The sequence below is a fragment of the Thalassospira mesophila genome, from assembly GCF_002115755.1.
In the GTDB taxonomy this organism is placed as follows: Bacteria; Pseudomonadota; Alphaproteobacteria; order Rhodospirillales; family Thalassospiraceae; genus Thalassospira; species Thalassospira mesophila.
Genome location: NZ_JFKA01000016.1, coordinates 1 through 22,454 on the forward strand (window position 1 = coordinate 1; position 22,454 = coordinate 22,454).

The 22,454-nt window shown below is 52.9% G+C and carries 22 protein-coding genes and 1 riboswitch; of the genes, 14 read left to right on the forward strand and 8 right to left on the reverse strand.

Going from position 1 to position 22,454, the window contains the following annotated elements:
* Positions 1-117 precede the first annotated feature (117 nt).
* Positions 118-438, forward strand: a complete 321-nt coding sequence (locus tag TMES_RS20435) for a hypothetical protein (protein ID WP_085586061.1) — start codon at positions 118-120, stop codon at positions 436-438.
* 235 nt (positions 439-673) lie between these two features.
* Entirely contained in the window at positions 674-3,373 is a 2,700-nt protein-coding gene (locus tag TMES_RS20440; RefSeq protein ID WP_085586063.1) for a bifunctional acetate--CoA ligase family protein/GNAT family N-acetyltransferase, read from the forward strand.
* Positions 3,374-3,458: 85 nt separating this feature from the next.
* Here TMES_RS20440 and TMES_RS20445 read toward each other — a convergent pair whose 3' ends face one another.
* A complete protein-coding gene (locus TMES_RS20445) occupies positions 3,459-3,899 on the reverse strand; it encodes a MerR family transcriptional regulator (RefSeq protein WP_085586064.1) in 441 nt (146 codons plus the stop codon).
* Between the two features lie 122 nt (positions 3,900-4,021).
* Positions 4,022-5,506, reverse strand: a complete 1,485-nt coding sequence (locus tag TMES_RS20450) for a right-handed parallel beta-helix repeat-containing protein (RefSeq protein ID WP_245835530.1) — start codon at positions 5,504-5,506, stop codon at positions 4,022-4,024.
* A gap of 335 nt (positions 5,507-5,841) precedes the next feature.
* On the opposite strand from TMES_RS20450, the gene TMES_RS20455 reads away from it, so the two are divergent.
* From TMES_RS20455 to TMES_RS20480, 6 genes are all read left to right on the forward strand, one after another.
* Positions 5,842-6,645 carry a DUF4198 domain-containing protein gene (locus tag TMES_RS20455; protein WP_245835531.1) on the forward strand — a complete coding sequence of 268 codons (804 nt, stop codon included), beginning with the start codon at positions 5,842-5,844 and terminating at the stop codon, positions 6,643-6,645.
* A 155-nt stretch (positions 6,646-6,800) separates the two neighbouring features.
* Positions 6,801-6,989: riboswitch (cobalamin riboswitch) on the forward strand.
* Between the two features lie 168 nt (positions 6,990-7,157).
* Positions 7,158-7,781, forward strand: coding sequence for a cobalt transporter CbiM (gene cbiM / locus TMES_RS20460; protein WP_085586068.1), 624 nt, complete (start codon positions 7,158-7,160; stop codon positions 7,779-7,781).
* Between the two features lie 3 nt (positions 7,782-7,784).
* Positions 7,785-8,513, forward strand: coding sequence for a hypothetical protein (locus TMES_RS20465; RefSeq protein ID WP_085586070.1), 729 nt, complete (start codon positions 7,785-7,787; stop codon positions 8,511-8,513).
* Positions 8,474-9,292 carry a cobalt ECF transporter T component CbiQ gene (gene cbiQ / locus TMES_RS20470; RefSeq protein WP_158091283.1) on the forward strand — a complete coding sequence of 273 codons (819 nt, stop codon included), beginning with the start codon at positions 8,474-8,476 and terminating at the stop codon, positions 9,290-9,292. The genes TMES_RS20465 and cbiQ overlap by 40 nt, the downstream gene beginning before the upstream one ends.
* Entirely contained in the window at positions 9,274-9,972 is a 699-nt protein-coding gene (locus tag TMES_RS20475) for an energy-coupling factor ABC transporter ATP-binding protein (protein WP_085586074.1), read from the forward strand. The genes cbiQ and TMES_RS20475 overlap by 19 nt, the downstream gene beginning before the upstream one ends.
* The gene (locus tag TMES_RS20480; RefSeq protein WP_085586076.1) at positions 9,969-10,511 is read left to right on the forward strand and encodes a DUF924 family protein; all 543 of its coding nucleotides are present in this window, start codon (positions 9,969-9,971) and stop codon (positions 10,509-10,511) included. Before TMES_RS20475 ends, TMES_RS20480 begins: the two co-directional genes overlap by 4 nt.
* Positions 10,512-10,588: 77 nt before the next feature.
* Here the strand turns inward: TMES_RS20480 and TMES_RS20485 are convergent, their stop codons facing one another.
* Positions 10,589-11,653: a glycosyl transferase family protein gene (locus TMES_RS20485; protein WP_085586078.1), complete on the reverse strand. Its 1,065-nt coding sequence runs from the start codon at positions 11,651-11,653 to the stop codon at positions 10,589-10,591.
* 48 nt (positions 11,654-11,701) lie between these two features.
* Positions 11,702-12,475, reverse strand: a complete 774-nt coding sequence (gene yaaA, locus TMES_RS20490) for a peroxide stress protein YaaA (protein WP_085586080.1) — start codon at positions 12,473-12,475, stop codon at positions 11,702-11,704.
* Between the two features lie 155 nt (positions 12,476-12,630).
* Here yaaA and TMES_RS20495 point away from each other — a divergent pair, with 155 nt between their 5' ends.
* Entirely contained in the window at positions 12,631-12,951 is a 321-nt protein-coding gene (locus TMES_RS20495; RefSeq protein ID WP_085586082.1) for a peptidylprolyl isomerase, read from the forward strand.
* A gap of 53 nt (positions 12,952-13,004) precedes the next feature.
* Here TMES_RS20495 and TMES_RS20500 read toward each other — a convergent pair whose 3' ends face one another.
* From TMES_RS20500 to TMES_RS20510, 3 genes are all read right to left on the reverse strand, one after another.
* Positions 13,005-13,358, reverse strand: a complete 354-nt coding sequence (locus TMES_RS20500; RefSeq protein WP_245835532.1) for a DUF1491 family protein — start codon at positions 13,356-13,358, stop codon at positions 13,005-13,007.
* 1 nt (position 13,359) lies between these two features.
* Positions 13,360-14,181 carry a peptidoglycan DD-metalloendopeptidase family protein gene (locus TMES_RS20505; RefSeq protein ID WP_245835533.1) on the reverse strand — a complete coding sequence of 274 codons (822 nt, stop codon included), beginning with the start codon at positions 14,179-14,181 and terminating at the stop codon, positions 13,360-13,362.
* Positions 14,182-14,291: 110 nt separating this feature from the next.
* A complete protein-coding gene (locus TMES_RS20510; protein ID WP_085586083.1) occupies positions 14,292-14,780 on the reverse strand; it encodes a hypothetical protein in 489 nt (162 codons plus the stop codon).
* Between the two features lie 211 nt (positions 14,781-14,991).
* On the opposite strand from TMES_RS20510, the gene TMES_RS20515 reads away from it, so the two are divergent.
* Positions 14,992-15,669: a DUF599 domain-containing protein gene (locus TMES_RS20515; protein WP_085586085.1), complete on the forward strand. Its 678-nt coding sequence runs from the start codon at positions 14,992-14,994 to the stop codon at positions 15,667-15,669.
* A 64-nt stretch (positions 15,670-15,733) separates the two neighbouring features.
* Here TMES_RS20515 and TMES_RS20520 read toward each other — a convergent pair whose 3' ends face one another.
* On the reverse strand, positions 15,734-16,930 hold the full coding sequence (locus TMES_RS20520; protein ID WP_085586087.1) for an MFS transporter: 1,197 nt from the start codon (positions 16,928-16,930) through the stop codon (positions 15,734-15,736).
* Between the two features lie 355 nt (positions 16,931-17,285).
* Here TMES_RS20520 and thrS point away from each other — a divergent pair, with 355 nt between their 5' ends.
* The 4 genes from thrS to TMES_RS20540 all read left to right on the forward strand — a co-directional run bounded on the left by thrS (position 17,286) and on the right by TMES_RS20540 (position 22,045).
* Positions 17,286-19,217: a threonine--tRNA ligase gene (gene thrS, locus TMES_RS20525; protein WP_085586089.1), complete on the forward strand. Its 1,932-nt coding sequence runs from the start codon at positions 17,286-17,288 to the stop codon at positions 19,215-19,217.
* Positions 19,218-19,427: 210 nt separating this feature from the next.
* Positions 19,428-19,892 (forward strand): tetratricopeptide repeat protein, encoded by a 465-nt coding sequence (locus tag TMES_RS20530; protein ID WP_085586091.1) that lies wholly within the window; start codon positions 19,428-19,430, stop codon positions 19,890-19,892.
* Positions 19,893-20,181: 289 nt separating this feature from the next.
* Positions 20,182-20,505 carry a hypothetical protein gene (locus tag TMES_RS20535; protein ID WP_245835534.1) on the forward strand — a complete coding sequence of 108 codons (324 nt, stop codon included), beginning with the start codon at positions 20,182-20,184 and terminating at the stop codon, positions 20,503-20,505.
* Positions 20,506-20,614: 109 nt separating this feature from the next.
* Entirely contained in the window at positions 20,615-22,045 is a 1,431-nt protein-coding gene (locus TMES_RS20540) for an SPOR domain-containing protein (RefSeq protein WP_158091284.1), read from the forward strand.
* The last annotated feature ends 409 nt before the right edge of the window (positions 22,046-22,454 follow it).

Below are 22,454 nucleotides of genomic sequence, written 5' to 3' on the forward strand. Positions count from 1 at the left end.
CAGGTTCGAGTCCTGCTGCCGGAGCCAATTAAAAAGGGACCGAACGTTTTGTTCGGTCCCTTTTTCTTTTTGCAAGCCTTCCCTATCATGCGTTGCGACCACCAAAAGGAAACACCAATGAAAATTGCAAAAATTGAATTGCGCAAAGTTCAACTGGGCACACTTGGCGGGTCAAGCGATGGCTGGCTGATTGTCGGTGACAACGACGTTATTCACGGCACGGTCCATCCGATCGATGGCGATCTTTTCACCATTGCCTCGACCACCGATGAAAGAATACAGGCATTTGGTTGGTGCCCGATGTTTGACAGCCTTGAACATGTTCATAACGACGTCGCCATTGCCCTTGCGATGGGCGGTGCAGCAGAAGTTGAACAATGGCTTGAAGAATCCGAACGCCATGACCTGGATCACGCCCCTGACGGGCATTTGCACTAAAGCTGTTTGCATTCCAGCCTGTGTTACTTCACCCTGCTAAAGAACAATTTTTGTTCCAGAAATGTGAAGCCTGTCGCGGTTTTGATTCAGAACAAGGCAAATTGACGCCAGACGACATATTTTCCGCACCTGCGAAATACAGTTATTCTGATCGGGTCATTCTGAACCGAAAACAGGTCACATAGCGCACAGATTGGCGCGGCGTCCATTCAGACAGCAAAGCGGGAATTCGGTTATGAGCACAGTCAACCTAGAGCACCTCTTCAAGCCGTCGTCAGTCGCCGTTATTGGCGCGTCCAACCGCCCGCATTCGGTTGGGCAGGTCATCATGCGCAATTTGCTGGCTGGCGGCTTTGACGGGCCGATCATGCCGGTTAACCCGCGCAGCCAATCCATCGGCGGGGTTTTGGCTTATCCCGATGTTGAAAACCTTCCCGTGGTGCCGGAACTTGCCGTGATTTGCGTGCCGCCAGCGGCCGTTATCCCGGTAATGGAATGTCTGGACCGCAAAGGCTGCAAGGCCGCCATTGTGCTAACAGCGGGCCTGGGCTCCACACCGCATGATGAAACCCGCAGCGTCAAACAAATGATGCTGGAAATTGCCACACGCAACAAAATGCGCCTGTTAGGGCCAAACTGCCTGGGGCTGATGGTCCCGCCGATTGGCCTGAATGCCAGCTTCAGCCATCAAAGTGCCAGCAAGGGTAAAATCGCCTTTGTCTCGCAATCAGGTGCGCTTTGCACAGCAGTTCTGGACTGGGCCGCCGCACGCGGGGTCGGGTTTTCGCATTTCGTGTCGCTGGGCGAATGCGATGATGTCGATTTTGGCGACGTAATTGACTATCTGGGGTCTGATCCCGATACTCGCGCGATTATGCTGTATATCGAATCGATCCACGAACGCCGCAGCTTTATTTCCGCCGCCCGTGCCGCGTCACGCAACAAACCCATCCTGTGCATTAAATCTGGCCGTTTTGCCGAGGGTGCCGCCGCCGCCGCATCGCATACCGGCGCGCTGGCCGGGGCGGATGATGTATTTGATGCCGCCATCAAACGCGCTGGCGTTTTGCGGGTCTATACCATCGCCGAAATGTTCTCGGCGGCTGAAACCCTGTCGCGCATGCGACCGTTTCGCGGCGACAAACTGGGTATTATCACCAATGGTGGCGGGATTGGCGTTTTGGCCGTCGATGCCCTGATCGAACGCCACGGCCATCTTGCCCATCTTGAACAATCGACCATCGATAACCTTAACAGTGTGCTGCCCGATACATGGTCCCACGCCAACCCGGTTGATATTATTGGCGATGCGCCGGGCGAACGTTATGCCAAATCCATCGATATGGTCTTGGCCGACCCCAATATTGACAGCCTGCTGGTCATGCATGCCCCAACCGCCATTACCGACCCGGTCGAGGTGGCCCGCGGGGTGATTGAACAGGTTAAGACCAGCAAAAAGAACATTCTGACCAACTGGGTGGGCGAAGCCACCGTTGCCCCAGCCCGCGTGTTGTTTAACGAAGCCGGCCTTCCGACCTATAACACGCCCGAACAGGCGGTTGCCGCCTTTCAGCACATGGTGAATTATCGCAAATTACAGGATTTGCTGATGGAAACACCACCATCAGTGCCCCAGGACTTCACCCCGGAAATCGACAAGGCGCGCGGCATTATTCATTTGGCCATCCATTCCGGCCGCACCATGCTGACCGAACCCGAAGCCAAGGCCGTTCTGGATTGTTACGGGATTAACACAGTTAAAACCCTGTCGGTTGAAACTACCGAAGAAGCGGTTGCCACTGCTGAAAAAATCGGCTTCCCGATTGCCCTTAAAATTCTGTCAGATGATATCAGCCATAAATCCGATGTGGGCGGCGTTGTTTTGAACCTTGAAAGCGGCGAAGAAGTTCATCGTGCCGCGACCAAGATGCTTAAAAACATTGGCAAGCAGTTCCCCGATGCCCGTTTGCGCGGCTTTACCGTGCAGGAAATGGTCAAACGCCAGAACGCCCGTGAACTGATTGTCGGCATGACCACCGACCCGATTTTCGGCCCGGTGATTTTGTTTGGCCACGGCGGTGTGGAAGTGGAAGTAGTGCGCGACCGCGCCATGGCATTGCCGCCCCTTAACATGAAGCTGGCCCGCGAACTGGTTGAAGGCACACGCATTTATAACCTGTTAAAGGGCTATCGCGATGTGCCGCCGGTAAACCTGGAAGAGCTTTATATGACGCTGGTGCGCCTGTCGCAGTTGGTGGTGCATCTGGGTGAAGTGGTCGAGCTCGACATGAACCCGCTGTTGATTGACCAGAAAGGCGTGATCGCCCTTGATGCCCGCATCAAGGTGACGCCGAAAGTCGTAAGCGACGACAAACGACTGGCCATTCACCCTTACCCGCGCCATTTAAAACAGGAAATTGTGCTTGAAGACGGCACAAAATACATGCTCCGCCCGATCAAACCTGAAGATGAACCGGCACACTATGCATTCATGTCCAAGCTGACCCCGGAAGACATTCATTTCCGGTTCTTTGGCTCAGTGCGGGAATTGCCGCATTCGGAAATGGCCCGCCAGACCCAGCTGGATTACGACCGCGCCATGGCCTTTGTTGCCACCGTTCCTAACGGCACCTCGCAGGGCGATATTCACGGCATTGTGCAGGTGGCAATTGACCCGAACAATGAACATGCCGAATACGCTGTCATGGTGCGATCCGACATCAAGGGGCGCGGCCTTGGCCGGATCCTGATGGAAAAAATGATCGAATTTTGCCGTGCCAAGGGTGTAGCCACCTTTATTGGTCAGGTATTGCCCAATAACCGGCGCATGCTCACGCTGTGTGAAAAACTGGGCTTTACCCGCAAATATCTGGAAGACGAAGAAGTCTTCGAGGTAACCTTGCCGCTGGATCAGCCGACCAAACCGCACGCGTAACACCAAACCATTTCAAACAAACAATCCCCCGCCAAACGAAAGTCTGGCGGGGGATTTTATGTCAGGCCAACTCTCACGCGGCAGTTCAGGCACCAGCTTTCACTGGCATTTTTTTGCTGATTTCACGCAGTGATTCTTCCGGGTCCAGGCCCCGCTTGCGCAAGGCATCGGCGGCTTCGGATTCTATTTTGCGAAGTTCGCCCAATGTTGTTTGTACGTCGTCAAGCTGCTGTTCCAGCTCGGTAATGCGTTTGCGCCCGACCAGCATCAAATGTGCCAATTGTTCCGCATGGCTGCGGTCGGCATCATAAAGGTCGATATATTCCTTGATATCTTCCAGTGTGAAGCCTAGTCGTTTGCCCCGCAAAACCAGAACCAGCCGTGCGCGATCACGATAATTATATACGCGCGTCGCCCCTGCCCGTTGCGGCGACAGCAACCCCTTGGTCTCGTAAAAACGGATAGCCCGGGGCGTGATTTCAAACTCGTCGGCAAGTTCTGTAATGCTGTAAAGCTTATCGTTCATCTGTTCTTCTTATGCTTAAGACACCCAATCACCAGCATCACCCCACACCAACGTCAAAGTCAATAAATTTACGCTAACGTTAGCAGCAAACCCGAAGGCATCGAATTGACGCGAATGCCGTCCTAGTCGTCACAATCGTCATTCTCCAAACACTGCCGAAGATATTCACGGTCAATCGGGCGATATTTGGGGCCGTCAAACAGGCCGTTCCCGTCGATTGCCCCTGGCATCAACCCGTTGGCCGAATGCCAAACCGTGCCATCGGGCATGCCAACGGCCAGCGGTTGGGCAAAGGGTTCAGCCTTGCCGGGCACCAGTGCAAGATCACCGCAAATGCCCGCCCGAAAAACCTCGCCGCTTACCGGTGTACCGCCCAGATAAACGCCGGGATAATTGTCAAATATTTCGGGGAATGTCGGGTGGTTGCAGATATCGCCGTCAAACGACACATTGTCAGCAGCCGATAAAACCAGATCTTCGCCCAGAAACGGTTGATCCGGCGTCATTAATCCCGGGGGCAATTGGCTGCTATCGGCATAACCAATGGCATTGCGACGGTGGCGCCAGTTTCGCGTGGTGCCCTTTTTTACATATTGCTGGCGCAGATAAAAACTGTTGTGAAAACATTCAAACGGTAATGTCGGCAAGGCATCGGGGTCTTTGCCAAATTTGAAAACAGCCCCGCCATTATTGTCGTCACCTTCGGGGCCCGGCCGCGAATCAAACCAGCCGCGATTGCCAAAATAATACCAGAATCCACCCTGCGCGCCATCTTGGGAAAACCATTTATGGCAGTTGTAAAGCTGGTTATAGGTCACCCACCAGTTCACGGCCACGGTTTCAGGTTCCACCGGGTTGTCGCGCACAAATGAAAACCGGTTATTGCTGATCACGACATTGCAATTGAACTGACCCAACGGTGCATCCTGATTTTCATCAGACAGGTCCAGCCGGATCGCATTGTAACAATGGCGAATATCGTTGCCGCGAATAACCACATCCCCGGCAATATTGTTGCTGCCAAAAAACGCACCATTCAAATAACGATAGGGTGCCTTTTCGCCCGGTACCAGTTCACCGTCATGGACCATCGCCCAGTTGATATAGCGCCACAGGCTGTCGTCTTGCACCCAGTCGCACCGAACAATGGTTAAATGCCGACAGGCAGGGCCATCCGCATAAAAGGCATAAGTTCCGCCCACAATCTGCATGTCCTTGAAGGTCAGATGGTGGCTGTTTTCCATGTAAACGGCACTGGGCCAGCATCGTTCTATCCGGATGTTATCCAGGCGGATATGGCACCGGTTCACCATGCGAAATGCGGCATAACGCGCCGCGCCGGGGCTGGTGGCCGAAACCTCCGGGTCTGGCGGGCGACGCCCGTCAATGATCGCGCCATGCTCCCCGCGAATAATGATTGGTTCGGCCGCGGTGCCGTCGCGCGGCATGTCGATGGCTTCGGGCAGGAAATAGTTCCCCGGCAACAAACGGATCAAATCGCCCGGCTGGCTGCCCTCGATGGCGGCGCGCAATGTTTTCGTATCGCGCCATTCGCTATCCACCCAGTGATGCCCGCCATCGGGCGTCACATAAATCATCCGCAACATTGTCGCTCCCCTGATCCCGTCAATTGCTGTTGGCAAATTTCATGCAGGCTTAACCGGTTTGAGTCAAAACACTCACCCGAATGCTACCCGACAACCTACCAAACCCTACCACCTGCGCCTCATGCGGGAAACCACAACAACATCTACCCGGCACCGATAAACGCCGCATTCAAAGGGTAAAATTTCGGCAACAATACAGTCAATTACATAGCGCGATAAAATTTCATACGATTTTTTATTTTTTATGATAAAAGTGATTTCAGTCACTTGACGAAACATTCTGATAAAATTAGCGTCTGCTGTCCACGCGATCTCCCCACATCAGAAAGGGTAAAATGATGCAATTCCTTAAACCGTCGGTATGCCTGACATTCGCAACCAGCGTTGCTGTTTTTTCCTGTCTGTCAGGGGCGGCGCAGGCCCATTTTCAGGAATTGATCCCCAACACCAATGTGGTGGATCAGAACACGGGCAAGGACGTGCATTTTGATATGGTTTTCACCCATCCCACAGATATGGGGCCAACAATGGAAATGGCGCAGCCGGTTCAATTTGGCATGCAGGTCAACGGTCAGAAAACCGACCTTCTGGACCAGTTGACCCGCAACGATGTCGCGGGCAAACAGGCCTATCAGGCGGATGTTATTTTACCACGACCCGCCGGGTATGTTTTTTACGTTGAACCCAAACCCTATTACGAACCGGCCGAAGGAAAATACATCGTCCAATACACCAAAACCGTGATTGATGCCTTCGGCGATGGCAGCGATTGGGACCAGATGGTCGGCTTTCCCGTCGAAATCGAACCTTTGTCGCGCCCCTATGGCCTGTGGGCCGGCAACAGCTTTCGCGGCATTGTCAAACATAACGGCGAACCGGTTCCCTTTGCCGAAATCGAAGTGGAATTTCGCAATGACGGCAGCGTTAAATTGCCCAATGGCAGCTTTTCCACCCAGATCATCAAGGCCGATGCCAATGGCACATTTTCCTACACCACGCCCTGGGCTGGCTGGTGGGTATTTGCAGCCCTGATCGAGGATGGCACCCTGCCCAGCCCCGATGGCAAAGTGAATGCACCGGTTGAACGCGGGGGTGTTTTGTGGATTAAAACCGATGATCCCATCGGCGCGAACAAATAAGCATCCCTTTTCATGCAATCAAAATTCATGACGCAATAATTGACGAATAAACCATTTAAAAACAATATATTGTCAGATTATCTTGCGTCATACATTTTTATAAAAAATATGAAAAACAGCGTGGTGGCGCTTGACTTTTACCGTCTTTCGCCGCTACGCTGTTGCTTGATCAAGGTGATCCGGGTTCGCCCGGATAAAAGGGAATACGGTGCCGTAATTTTACCCATGCCGTAGCTGCCCCCGCAACTGTAAGCGACCAGAATTTTCAATGGCCACTGGAGCATTCCGGGAAGGCGAAAATTGTTATCGCAAGCCAGGAAACCTGCCTTGATCGTCGAAGCTGTATCGGGCGGGGTGTACCGGTGGAACGGCGCGATTACGGCAGGGAACCAGTGTAACTCATCCTCGCCGTGTCGATCCTTTCCGCCGTTATGGCACCTTTCCCCCCGATATTTGCGCGATGATAAACCCGTCTGGTCATAATTGCGGCCAGCGCAGTAAAGGGCGACCCGATGCATATTGTGGATGGTGTTTTGTCAACCGAGGTCGTGGTTGCGGGTGCAGTCATTGCAGTGGCTGGCATTGCCTTTGGTTTACGACAGGTCTCCATCGAAAACATGCCGCGTATTGCATTGCTCAGTGCTGTTTTTTTCGTCGCTTCCCTCATTCATGTGCCCATCGGCCCCACCAGCATTCATCTGATCATGAACGGTTTGCTGGGGCTGATCCTGGGCTGGGCGGCGGTTCCGGCGGTGTTTATTGCCCTGCTGTTACAGGCTGTTTTCTTCGGGTTTGGCGGCATCACGGTTCTGGGGGTTAATACCGTCAATATGGCCCTGCCCGCGATTGTTGTGTGGCTGGTCTTTGGGCCAATACTTGCCCGCACAGAGGGCCGCACCATGATGATTACGGCGTTCCTTGCCGGGTCTTTCGCCATTATGCTCAGTGCGGTTATGGTTGGGGTGTCGCTAGCCCTGAGCGGGCAGGAATTTATCGCAACTGCACGGCTGGTTTTTGTCACCAATATTCCAATCATGGTTGTTGAAGGTTTCCTGACAGCAGCGGCCTTTGGCCTGATCAAAAAGGTTCGCCCGGCCCTTTTGCTCTCAATCCCGACCACCAGCATGGCGACCTGATTTATGACCGCGACATTCGCTGTGCATCCTCGCCGCCTGCAAACCCGCCTGCGCCAAAGCGCCCTTATGGCGCTGGTGCTTGCCGTGCTGACGATTGTCATGCTCGCCCTGCCCGGTGCCGCCAAGGCACACAGTTTTCATGTTTTTGCACTGGGGGATGGCAATATCATTGAAGGTTATGCCTATTTCGGCGGTGGCGCACGCCCGCAACATGCAAAGCTGTCGGTCGAAAACGGTGCTGGCAAAATGTTGCTGCAGGGCGAAACCAACGCCAATGGCGAATTTCGTTTTCAGGTGGATCATCTCGATGATTATGTCATTCGCGCCAATACCGGCGACGGCCATGCCGCATCTTATTTGCTTAAATCATCCGAGCTTTCGGACGCTTTGCCAAAGGCGTCCAGCAACGTGGCCGAAATTGTTGTTGCCCTTAACCCGGCTGACAGGTCTTCGGACACCGTAGCCTCCTTTTCTACGGCTCCCGACACGTCCGCATCCGGATCGGGTGAAAATGCGGCCTCACAACGCATTTCGATAACGCCAGAACAGCTTTCGCAGCTGGTAAGCCACGCCGTTGCCAAGCAGGTAAACCCGCTACGCGAACAGATTGTGGCTTATGAAGACAAGGTTCGTTTTTCCGATATCGTCGGCGGGCTTGGCATTATCATTGGTATTTTTGGCGTGATTGCCTGGTGGCAAGCGCGCCAGAAAATATCGAACAAGCCGCAATGAGCCGCCATATCGTCCTGTCACCCGCCAGCCAGAATACAGCAACCGGGATGATTGGCCCTGTCGACCCGCGTTTTCGCATTATCTGCACCATCATCTTCGCCGTTTTTGTTGTTTCCGCCGCAAGCTGGCAGGCCGTTGTGGCGACTATCGTTGCTGCCGCAGTCATGGTGGCACTGTCGCTGCCTGAATGGCGCAAAACACTGCGCCGGGTGCTGGCGATGGACGGGTTTATTTTTGCAACCCTGCTGTTGCTGCCCTTTACCTATCCCGGCGATACGGTTTTTACCCTGTGGGGCCACGCCGCATCACAACAAGGCATTAACCAGGCGATCATGATCGGCCTGAAGGCCAATGCCGTTATTTTCATGGTGATGGCATTTCTGGGGGCGCTGGGCAGTACAGATTTGGGGCGTGGCATGATGGGCCTGTATATGCCGACCAAGCTGACAACATTGCTGATGTTTACCGTGCGCTATATCGACGTGTTGCATCATGAATATTTACGTTTGCGCCAGGCAATGCGTGCCCGCGCCTTTCATTTGCGCAGCAACCGGCATAGCTGGAAAATGATGGGGTATCTGGTGGGAATGTTGCTGGTGCGTGCGCATGACCGGTCCGAACGCATTGTATGGGCGATGAAATGCCGCGGCTTTCACGGGCATTTTCATTTCACCCACCTGTCGCACCCGGTAAAAGCCGATTACATATTTTTGCTGGTTATGGCGGTGCTGCTGGCTGCCCTGATCACGCTGGAGGTTCTATGTCCGCCCCTGCTCTGATTGTGCTGCGCGACATCTGTTTTTCATTTTCGCCGACAAAGCCTGTGCTAAACCACGCCAGTTTCGTACTGGCACCGGGCGAAAAAATTGCCCTGACCGGACCAAACGGAGCCGGGAAAACCACGCTGCTTCATATCATGATGGGGTTACAAACCCCACAAACCGGTACCATCGAAATCTTGCAAAAAACCTGCAAAACCGAAAAGGATTTCAGTGCCATTCGCGGCAAGGTCGGCTTGCTGTTTCAGGATTCCGACGATCAGCTTTTCTGCCCCACCGTGATCGAGGATGTTGCTTTTGGCCCGTTAAATCTGGGCTATAACGATGCGCAAGCGCTTGAAATTTCGTATAAAACCTTGGCTGATCTTGGCTTGTCAGGTTTTGAAAACCGCATCACCCACCAGTTATCGGGTGGGGAAAAACGGCTGGTGGCGCTGGCAACGGTGCTGGCGATGGCACCCGATATCCTGTTGCTTGACGAGCCCACCAACGGACTGGACCAAACGGTTGAAAGCCGGTTGACCGACATTTTGCAAGCCCTGCCCCAGGCGATGGTGATTATTTCACATAACCGGTCGTTCCTTGATCAGGTTGCAACCCGCAAGGTGACGCTGCACAATGGCGACCTGATTTCCGGGGATGAAACAATCAAAAACACCATAGCAGGGAAAACATCATGACTCCGGACGCAATTTTAAATTTCTGGTTCACCGAACTGACCCCCAAACAGTGGTTCGAAAAAGATACCGCGCTGGACCACCACATTAACGAACGTTTTGCCGATTTTCATGCGGCAGCGCGGGTTGGCGAGCTTTTTCACTGGCGCGAAACAGCACGCGGGCGCTTGGCCGAAATCATCGTTCTCGACCAGTTTTCCCGCAATATGTTCCGCGACCGGGCCGAGGCCTTTGCCTGCGATACACTCGCGCTGGTTCTGGCACAGGAAGCTATCTTGCAAAAAGCGGATGAAGATTTGAAAACCGCATCAGAAAAGCTATTCCTGTATATGCCCTATATGCATTCGGAATCAGAAACCATCCATGACATCGCCCTGACATTGTTTGATCAACCGGGGCTGGAAAACAATCTGGATTTTGAAAAGCGTCACAAACAGATCATTGACCGTTTTGGCCGTTACCCGCATCGCAACGACATATTGGGACGGCCATCAACCCCGGAAGAAATTGTGTTTTTGCAACAACCGGGCTCGTCGTTTTAATAAAAAAGCAGGTGTGCGCGCAAAATCGCAACACCTGCTTTCATTTATCAGAATAACCGGGGGCGGGGCGCGCAGACTTAACGCTGACGTTTGATTTTGCGGTTTGCCCACCATCCTTCGACCAGACTTTCGGCTTCGTCGATATAATCGGCCCTGCCCGCCAGATAAGCCGCCATGGCAGCACTGCCCTTGATCTTGGCAATGGCATCTATATCTTCGATCTCGCCGCGCCACACGCCCATAAAATGCTCCATTTTCGCAGGGGGGGCATCATCTTCGGGCTTTTCGCTGCGCGCCAGTGCCGCAGGCCACCGCAAATCGCTGAGAACGCCATTATCAAGCAAACGTAAATCAACATGCTTGTACGGGGTGCGCTCTGCCTCGCCGCCGCCACCCTTAATCACGCCAATGCGCGGCAATGCCAGCAATTTGCCGGTTTCGCGGTGCACATCAAGAAAGGCCGGGTGAAACACCCCTAAAAACGCCGCCTTGGCCTGTAACGGGTTTAACAACCGCAACAGGGTATTCACCGGGCTGCGCAAGCCCAAAAGCGGGCGCAGGCCGATCAGCTCTTGCAATTTCGGGTGAATATGGCGCAGGGGCAAATAGGCAATCCCGTGTCTTTCAATATCTGATCGGGCTTCTTCGGCGGACATTGCGATGGGCAACTTTAATGCCTTGAACGCGGCTTCGGTGCCAACCCCTTTGATCAGATGCGAATTATAGCCATGCATCAGGACCGGCACCTTGTTTTGCGCCAGCAACAACGCCGATAGCACAAACCAGGGCAAGCCCCGTGTACGCCCCGCCGCATAAGACGGCCAGTCCAGCATCGGATGGCAGGCCGCAGGCACATCGCTTTCATCAGGCTCCAGACGCGCAATGGTGCGCACTGCCTCGATCATACCGGCCAGTTCGTCCGGGGTTTCCCCGCGATAGCGCAACATCAAAAGATACGCGCCCAACTGGATCGGATCGACCTCGTCGCGCAGAACCATGGAAAAGGCATCGAAGGCCTCGTCCCGTGTCAGGCTGCGAGAACGGCCCGGTCCGCGAAAAAACTGCCGCAAATAACCCGAAAACGGGTGGGCTTCGGGCATATGGTTTTCGTCGTCGGGCTGCTCTAGATGATCGTCGCTCATCTGGTCGCTCACTTCGTTTGTGGATGGAGTGTGAAAACGGGCACTACCCTATTCGTGGGTGCGCGTAAAGACCCAGTCATTTCCCTGCGTCAGATCGTCGCGGTAAACATACCCGTCCATATCAAAGGATTTCAGGTCTTCAGGGGCCTCGATACGATTTTTTATCATAAAGCGCGACATCATGCCACGGGCGCGCTTGGCCGAAAACCCGATAACCTTTGCCGTGTTGCCCTTGATCTCTTTAAACACCGGCGTAATGACCGGTCCTTCGATCAGCTTGGTCTTAACGGCCTTAAAATACTCGTTCGAGGCCAGATTGACCAATGTTCTGTTGTGATGGTTTTTGGTGATCTCGTTTATATGACGGGCAATTTTTTCGCCCCAGAATTCATACAAATTTTTGCCACGCTCGTTTTCAAGCCGACTGCCCATTTCCAGACGATAAGCCTGCATCAGATCGCGCGGCTTTAAAATGCCATACAGACCCGACAGCATGCGAAAATGGTTTTCTGCCCAGTCCAGATCATCCGATGTCAGGTTATCGGCATCGAGTCCGACATAGGTGTCGCCGCGAAAGGCATAAACAGCCGCTTTGGCGTTATCACGGGTGAAAGGTGTTGAAAAATGCGCGAAACGCTGCACGTTCAATTCCGCCAGGTCTTCGCTAATGTGCATCAAATTCATCAAGTCGCGGCGTGTTTTTTTCTGCGCAACCTGAACCAGTTCAACGGCATCATCGAGGAACACCGGCTGAGTAACAGGCATCTCCGGTGCCGGTGTTTCAAAATCCAGTTTCTTGGCCGGGGAAACAACAGCAAGCATTTGTGAGCCTCTTCTCTTTCATCACAGGTCATTTTGTCGTAACAAGCCACAAGGCTTATGGGAAAGTGTGATTTATAGCAATTCCCATATTTTCGAAATTTTGCAGATTTCCGGCCATTTGCACCAATATGGCGGCCGGATCGAAAGGAAAAATCATGAGTGAACAAGTTCGCGCTTCGCACATTTTGCTGATGTATGCCGGTTCGGCACGCTCGACCGCATCGCGCAGCAAAGAAGAAGCCCTGACCCAGATCCAGGATCTGAAAACCCAGGTCAATGACGGCGCCGATTTTGCCGAACTGGCCAAAGCCAATTCCGATTGCCCGTCCGGCCAGCAGGGCGGCGACCTTGGCACTTTCGGTCGTGGCATGATGGTTCCCGAATTTGACCAGGCCGCTTTCAACATGGAAGTTGGCACTGTATCGGACGTCGTCGAAACCGATTTCGGCTATCATATCTTGCAGCGCACCGCCTGATCTTGCGCGCTTAAAATCAAAGGCCTGCAATCACTTGCAGGCCTTTTTTATGTCTAAAACTCAACAATTGGCGCGTCAAGTTCATAAGCCGATTTGTGGTCTTCGATTTCCACCACCCAGACATCGCGGTCAAACGAAACCTGCTTGCGGCAATATTCATCGCACTGCATTTCGGTTTCGCGCCCGCCATCACCGCCACCGGCCACCTGCATCCAGCCCAGGTCACCGTCCATCGTCGTCACACGGGAATAAACAAAACAGCCATTGGCGAAATGGTTCAGCTTAACCAGAACAGCCCCGGCATCCTCGTTTCCCTTATGAACAACCATCGCTGTAATGCTCTGGGCCTGGCAAATCGCAATTTGCCCCCGCACCCAAATTCCTGCTTTCAGCCGTGGTTGCATCATTTCAAATACCGTCCCGGCTGGCAGTGACATCTTCGGGCATTTGCAAAATCAGATTGGCATTGGGGCAAATGGCTTCCCACACATCCCATTGCGAGGGTTTGGCGGCACCAAAATAATCGCCGCTTTTGCCCAGCAGATCAAAAATGATTTGAAAATGCAGATGCGGTATCCAGTCACCATTGATCGGATAATCGCCAAACCGGCACAGTTCGTCGCCTTTGGCAAACGCCTTGCCAACCACGAGGCCATCCAGCGAATCGCGGCTTAAATGGCCGTATAACGTCCAAAATGTAATTCCCGGCGCCGGGTTATGTTCCATGATGATGGTCGGGCCGTAATCCAGCGGTAAATTATTATCGGCAAAACTGTGAACCACGCCGTCAAGCGGCATAAAAACCGGGGTTCCGGCCGCCAAAAACAGATCAATGCCCAAATGCTGGCTTCGGGCTTCGCCACCGTTTTTAAATTGCGGCGACTGATAACAAATGCGGTCTTCGCGATAACGCCCAACCCCGACCGGCGCGTTGGCAGCAGCCATCTGGGCAAACATCAGGTCCGTTTGGCGGGCCGGGTCGCTGGTGCCGCCAATTACAACGTCGCCATTGCGGCTGAAATCATACACAATCTTGCGACATGTTTTCAGATCATGGTTCAGAACGGATGCGAAATCTGGCTGATGATCGATAATCCAGCGCATCAGGGCCGCGGCCTTGGGCATCGGATCCTCACCATTGGCATGGCGCGCCAGATACGTGGCAAGGCGCTGTTCACCCTGTGCCACATCGTCACCGTCCATGATGGAAACCGCAATATCAGGGGTCACAACAAAGCTCCGCAAAAGACAAAAGGCAGCATGCTGTTACATGCTGCCTTTGTGCGTAGTCAATTTATCGAAATTGCGCAAGCAACGGCTCAACGCCCACGAATGATCTTTTACCAGTCGGCGACTTCATATTCACACGAAACGTCATCATCGTCTGTGTCGGTCAGCGCAACGGTCAAACGGCGCATCTGCGGGTTAAAACGCTTGATAAAGTTCAGCAACAACAATGATTCTTCGCTCAGCTCGCCCGCGTCTTCATCATCGTCATCAAGTTCGCACAGCTCGACCAGTTCCAAAAACAAGGCCGCAAGCGCGCGTTTCACATCTTCGCCGCCTTTAAGTCCCCCGGTCAGTTCGCCAAGCGGGCGCAAATCAACATCAAGCTGACGCAGGGTCTTGCTCATCTGGTCGATTTCGTCTTCGTTAAGCACCATTTCGGCGGCAACCATATGTGTGCCAACTTCATTGATGTTCATATACCCAACGAATTCAAACACATCTTCTGTGCTACGACCCTCATCGATCAGGGTTTCGGTCTGGGCTTCAAACTCGGCCAATTCGAGATCGTCACCGTCAAGGTCGTTATCATGGTCGCTCATGGGACTTTAACTCCGTTAAATTTGCGCCGCTGATACTCTTAATCTGGCCAGAAAACAACCCATCGGCCAATTATTTCACCAAATCTTCGTCGCAAGGGCAATGCCAATAATATAAATGGAACCGCACATTACCGCGAGTAGAAACACCGCAGCCATTGCGGCGAAGCAATGCTATAAATACTGCGCAAAAATCAGGGGATCATAAATAACAATGGCAACGACAACATTGCATGACGGACTGGCCCTGATCTGGGCGCTGTGCTGGTGGATTGGCTATACATTTTATGCCGATAGCAGTGCCCGGCGACGTAAAAGCATTTCAGCCCTGATGGCCCGCAACCGTCATCGCTGGATGGAACAAATGTTGCAGCGAAACCTGCGCATGATTGATACCGCCATTGCCGGAAATCTTATCACGGCGATCAGCTTCTTCTCATCGACCACTATTTTGGTGCTGGTCGGTCTGGGGGCGTTGCTGGGCTACAGCAAAGAAGGCATCGAACTGATTTCCGCCCTGCCCTATGCCGCCGCATCGTCAGTTTTGCTGTGGAATTGCAAAGTTGTTTTTCTGATGCTGATTTTTGTCTATGCCTTTTTTAAATTCACCTGGGCCTTTCGCCTGTCGAACTATTGTTCGATCCTGATCGGCGCCACCCCCGACCCGTCGCACAGCAAAGGTGCCAACGTTGCCGCCCAGGCCGCCCGGATGAGCATGATGTCGGCCCATAACTTTAACCGGGGCATTCGGGCCTATTTTTTCGCCCTGTCGGCCCTGGCGTGGTTTTATCACCCGGTTGCGTTCATCATTGCGTCAAGCTGGGTCACGATTGTTTTGTACAATCGCGAATTTCGGTCGCATGCACTGGAAATTTTATCTGGCCGACCATAACCGGCAATTCGGGTTACCAGCACAGAAAACAGACCGCCATATTAGCAATATGACGGCCTTTATCTTAGGCGACCTTCTGCTTGGCTTTGCGCTTGTACAACCCGTAAGTGGCGACAATCAAAATCACCAGCCCCACCGGCAATGCCGCCGACATCAGCAAAACAGACCAGCCCGCCCCGGCATAAATCGACCCGGCCGACAGCGACGCAACCGCGACCGTACCAAACACCACAAATTCATTGATTGCCTGAATACGCGCCTGTTCCGATGGACGATAGTTTTCGGTTAACAACGATGTCGCCCCGACAAACATGAAGTTCCAGCCGATACCAAGCAAAATCAGCGCTGGCCAGAAATTCGTAATCAGATCAATGCCGGAAAGCCCGACCACCAAACAAACCAGCGTAATCACCGCACCAACCTGAATAATGGCCAACGTGCCAAATCGACGAATAAGATTACCGGTCACAAAGCCCGGCGCATACATGCCGACCACATGCCACTGAATGATAAAGGCGGCATCCCCAAAGGCGTAATTGCAATCCAGAATGGCCAAGGGCGTTGCCGTCATCACAAAGCTCATGACGGCATAGCCAAGGGCCGCCCCAATGATCGCAACGACAACACCAGGGACCCGCAAAATTTCGCCAAGGGGGCGTGCCGGTTCGGCGTGGACTTTTTTGTGGGTTTCGGGCAGGCGCAACTGCGAAATTGCCAGCATCAACAACAGTTGCAAGCCAAACAGGGCCGCAAAAGTGCCCATGAACGGAACCGTGTCGATCCAGTTACGGGCATGACTGGCGAGGTTGGGCCCAATAAACGCCGCCAACACCCCGCCCAGCATTGTTAGTGAAATGGCGCGGGAGCGAAATTCAGGCGGGGCGGCCTCGGCCGCAGCAAACCGGTATTGCATGGCAATGGCATTGGCCGAGCCTATAAACGCCCCCGCCCCGCACATCAGCCAGAAATTACCCCAATAAACCGCGCCAATACCGCAAAAAGCCCCGCACATGCCAATCATGCAGCCCACAGAAAAACCAATACGGCGACCGTATTTTTTCATCATAAAGGCAGATGGTGCTGTTGTGATCAGCATCGCAATCATGGTTGCCGATACAGGAAGGGTCGACAGCGATTTATCGGGTGCCAATGAATAACCAATCACCGCGGCAACCGTAAAAAGAAGCGACATTGCGCTGGCCGAAAGGGCAACGCACAGGCTTAGAACAATGACATTGCGTCTGACTTCGGGGCTGGTCATGGTGGCAGTTCCCTGATTGGCGTGGTGGCGCCTTGTGATTATTATTGGATGAATTGTTGATATTTCGGCCAGTTCCGGGTTGCCCGCAGGCAATTGCCTGTTATATTTGACCCGCAACAAACGGGAAAGCATCAATGCACGGCATGGCCGACAAAAAATTGATGACAATAGAAATGCCTGCGCGCCAAAATGGCGATGCAGCGTTTTTTGCTGCCCCGAAAGTCGCTTTTTTAAAAGAGCGAACTTGACCCCATCCCAAAATTCGTTTTCTTGTGCAGACTTCCCGTTATAACAGCGGGTATAAGGTGTGCGCCTTGATTATTTCGCCCGCATAATAAGCAGAGTTGAGCAGAACATGATTGCCCTTACGCTTCCGGACGGCGCCGTACGTGAATTTGACGGTCCTGTTTCGGGTTTCGATGTTGCAAAAAGCATCAGCAGTTCCCTGGCAAAGAAATCCTTTGCCATTATCGTTAACGGTGAAGTCCGCGACCTTGGCCGCGTGATCGATACTGATGCAACCATCGAGATCGTCACCAAGGGGCATGATGAAGTTTTGCCGCTGATCCGTCATGACTGCGCCCATGTGATGGCCGAAGCCGTGCAGGAACTTTATCCTGACACGCAGGTCACGATCGGGCCGTCGATTGAAAACGGTTTCTATTACGACTTTGCCCGCAAAACGCCCTTCACGCCCGATGATCTGGTCAAGATCGAAAAGCGGATGAAGGAAATTGTCGATCGTAATGAAAAGATCGAACGCGAAGTTTGGGATCGTAACGACGCTATCAAGTTTTTCCTTGATAAAGGCGAAGATTACAAAGCCGAAATCATTCGCGATTTGCCGGAAACCGAAACCATCACCTGCTATCGCCAGGGCAATTTCATTGACCTGTGCCGGGGGCCGCACGCGCCGTCAACCGGCAAAATCGGCAAAGCATTTAAACTGATGAAACTTGCCGGTGCCTATTGGCGCGGTAATTCAGACAATGAAATGCTGCAACGCATTTACGGCACCTGCTGGGAAACGCAGGAACAGCTTGATGCCTATCTTCACATGCTTGAAGAAGCCGAAAAGCGCGACCATCGCCGCCTTGGCCGCGAAATGGACCTGTTCCATATGCAGGAAGAAGCCCAAGGGTCGGTTTTCTGGCATGACAAGGGCTGGAAACTGTATCGCAAGGTGGAAAACTACATTCGCGGACGCCTTGATAATGCCGGGTATCAGGAAGTGCGCACGCCGCAGCTGGTAGACCGGGTATTATGGGAAAAATCGGGTCACTGGGAAAAGTTTCGTGAAAACATGTTCACGACGGCCCCCGATAGCGACGAAAAGGTTCTGGCCCTTAAACCCATGAATTGCCCCTGCCATGTGCAGATTTTCCGCATGGGCAGCAAGTCTTACCGCGATCTGCCGTTGCGCATGGCTGAATTTGGCTGTTGTCACCGCAACGAACCTTCGGGCGGGTTGCACGGCATTATGCGGGTCCGCCAGTTCATTCAGGATGACGCGCATATTTTCTGCACCGAAGACCAGATCGTTTCTGAAACCAAGATTTTCTGCGACCTTCTGAAATCGGTTTACAAGGATTTCGGCTTTACCGATATCGTTGTCAAATTCTCGGACCGCCCGGAAGTGCGTGCCGGATCAGACGAAATCTGGGACAAGGCGGAAAATGCGCTGCGCGAAGCATCGGAAGAAGCGGGCCTGAAACTGGAAATCAATCCCGGTGAAGGGGCATTTTATGGCCCGAAACTGGAATTTGTTTTGCGCGATGCCATTGGCCGTGACTGGCAGTGTGGCACGCTTCAGGCCGACTTTGTTTTGCCCGAACGCCTTGATGCCTCCTACATGGGTGAAGACGGCGAAAAATACCGTCCTGTCATGTTGCACCGGGCCATTCTGGGGTCGCTCGAACGCTTTATCGGCATCCTGATTGAAAACTATGCTGGTCGCCTGCCGCTGTGGCTGTCACCGGTTCATGCGGTTATTTGCACCATTACCAATGAAGCAGATGATTACGCACATGAAGTTAAAAAAGCCCTTGCAGCCAAGGGATTGACTGTTGATCTTGATCTTCGCAATGAAAAGATCAGCTATAAGGTTCGCGAACATAGCCACGCCAAAATCCCGCTGATTTTAGCCCTTGGTAAACGCGAAGCCGAAGAAAAAACCGCCTCGGTCCGTCGTCTTGGTTTCCAACACCAAAAAACGGTGCCAATTGATGAACTGGTTGAAAACATGGTGCGTGAAATTCAGGACCGTGTGATCGAAGCTGATTTTTAAGGCCATTGCCAGATCATTAGAAAAGTGAAGACAGGCTCGCCATCATCCGGCGGGCCTTTCTTTTGTTCTGCCTTCACTGTATTCTCACATACACGTTACATCTGGTGTACGAGCTGTGACACACCGGTTGCAGGACAACGGCTATATTGGATACGGAAGTTGCCTTTCGCCCCCTTGTAAGCCCTCCCCCTTTTAAAAAACGAGCTCCCGATGAACAGTCAGTCACTTGCCAAACTTGCAAAAATCACTGCCATTGCCGGTGCCATTTGCCTCTACAGCAATGCCGGTTTTGCCGCCGGCTTTTTCAGCAGTTCAAACGACGATGCCGCGACCGATTTGCCCGCCGTGGTCGAACTTATTGATGCCGGTAAATATTCCGATGCCATCGACAGTCTGCAAAAAATGAAAAAAGCCGATCCCGAAAACGCTGATGTTTTGAATTATCTGGCCTATAGCCAACGCAAGTCGGGTGACTTGAAAGCGGCTGAAAGCAACTATGACAAAGCCTTGAAAATCAATCCCGACCATCCCGGTGCGCTGGAATATCAGGGTGAGCTTTACATTCAAACTGGCCGGGTTGAACTGGCAAAGCAAAATCTGGCCCATCTCAAAGATGTATGCGGCACAGATTGCGAACAATATGAAGATTTGAATAAAGCCCTTGCCGGAATGTGATTTCGTGCCGATATAACATTAGCAACAGAACAGCCTTGTCACCCTTCCGCAACCACCGGATTGCGGAAGGGTTGCTTTGCCAAATAGGTCGATCATGGGCCGAACAAATGACAACAATCCCGAATTGTTGTAAATTCAGCCTTGTATATATACATTGGTATAGATATACTTTTACTTAAGGACGGGTCATTTTAGGATCTGTTTCTATTTGAATTAGTGAGTATCGATGTCTGGTAGCCCGCTGCGTAAAACATATACTGTTATGGTTACCCGAACGACTGGCGTTCAGATGGAACTGGAAACAGCCACCGAATATGCCGCCGCAATCGCAGCAGCCAAAAATGCCTTGGCAAACAGCAATAATGTCGAGGCACGCGTGGTGGAAAACAAATACGACGATACAACACGCCGCGAGAAAAAGCAGGTTATTAAAATCCTGAACCAAAGCAACCTTGCTTCTTCGGCAGGCGGCGCGCGTGCATCGGGAAGCGGGCAAACGGTCATTCCACCCGAAGTTGTCTCACGAACAACGCGGGCAGTCGTTAATATTTGTCTGGCGGTTACTGTCCTGATTTTACTGGGCGGTGTCGCCTTTCAGCTTATTAACAGATAGTCACATTTCCACGCCTGATCCTGCAACTCAACCTTGACAGTTCCCCTCTCTACGACATGATATACGCTGGGAAAAGATTTAAACAACAATCCAGCAAATGTGGGGAATCATGGCGAAATTCAGCTTTTCATTGAGGAACGCAACCTTTCGCCCTGCGATGCGTGCGGCACTGATAACCCTGCCCGCCCTGGCCCTTTTGTCGGGCTGCGCAACAGACAAACAAACCACCCCGCTCGCCCAGCCTGAAGCCACGGTCAACATCCCCGAAAGTCCTGATCAGCCCACAGCCTTTGCAAATTTCAGTACGGATCAGCAAATGGCGGCCTGCGCGCTGTTTATTGACCCAGCAACCAAAGTCCCCGGTCATGCGACAAACACGGCGATCACGCCATCGGCCACCAACATTGCCATTGGGCCCGACCCGGAAACCGACCTTCGGCGGGCCGTGGAACTGGAACTGGCAGGCCATCCGGCGCAGGCCCGCAAGCTTTATTTGTGGTTAACGGCGGCAAACCCCGGCAGCACCTTCACCATGCCGTGCGGCAATGGAATTAATCTTTCCAGTAAAATTTCGCGCCTTGCCCAGCAACGGCTGGCAGCGATCGACAATTTAAACCCCGACCTTGCCCAGTCCCGCGAAATTGACGAGAAAGTTGAGCTGGCAAAGGTTGCCCCGGGGCCGACCTTGCCCAACCCGCCCAAGGTTAAACGCAATACCGACTTTTACCTGACGGCAGGACCGGTTGATGTCGCACCGGAAGATGCCACCCCGCCCGGCCCGGCCTTTGCCATTGAAGTCAGCCCGAACACAGAAGCCCTGGCGCGGGTAACACCGCCCAAACAGCCCGTCAGCCTTGATCGTGAAAAAGCGGTAGATATTACCGCCGTCACCACGACACGACCGGTCGATATGGACACGGATACAGATATCATCGAATTAACCGGGGGCATTGGTGCGGCCAGTGTGCGCAATTCGGCCTTGCAAACCACCAGCACCCCGACCGAAGAGGGTGATCTGCAATCGATGCCGCCTGCCCCCCACAAAAGCAATAGCGGCTCGAACGACGACACCGCATCTGTCGCAATCAATGCCGAAAAACAAACCGCAAAAATAGCCCAAAAGGCCCGTATGGCAACGGCGGATGCGCAGGCCCCGACCAAGACGCGCCCCGTGCCAGTGGAACAACCCTTATCGACCACTATGGTGCAAACAGGTAACCGTCAGGGGCCGCCAATGACAGCGGCACCCGCTTCGGGGAATCCCGGTGTTCAACCCTATTACGCCCTGCAACTGGCGGCCTATCGCAGCCGGGAAATGGCCGAAACAAGCTGGATCAAAATCCGGAAAAAATCAAACGGCCTGCTTGATGGTATTGCCCACGAGGTGCGCCCCTTTGCAATCAAGGATAACGGGCTTTATTTTCGTCTGTTGACCGGGCACTTTGATGAAAAGGCAATCGCCAACAAGGTTTGCGCCGGTTTCAAGGAAAACCACCTTGACTGCATTGTCCGTCATGTTGATCCCGCTGTGGATAAATAAACGACCATAATCAATACCTGCACTATGTGCAGACACACCAAAACCTGGCCCTGCCGATTGTGAAAATTGGCGGGGCCAGCTTTTTAAGTGGCGCGAAGCAGAATTATAAAAGCAGTGATCGGGTATTTTTTTGTCGCATACGACGGATAATCGGCCCGGGATCGGTTTTGCGCAAATAGATTGAAATCCATCGTGGTGTGAGGCGTAACGCCCTTTCCAGATATTGGCTGCGCTGTAAAAATTTCCATCTGCCATGCTGTATAAGCCGCCGGGCCCGTTTGGACCCACTGGCCAGCATCGGGATGGCGATGGCAATAAAAACCATGCCGAAAAACGGGGGCGGCAAGGGCAAGAACACCACACCGATCAGCAGCGAGACAAGGCCCCCGCCAACCAACCAGAACGACCG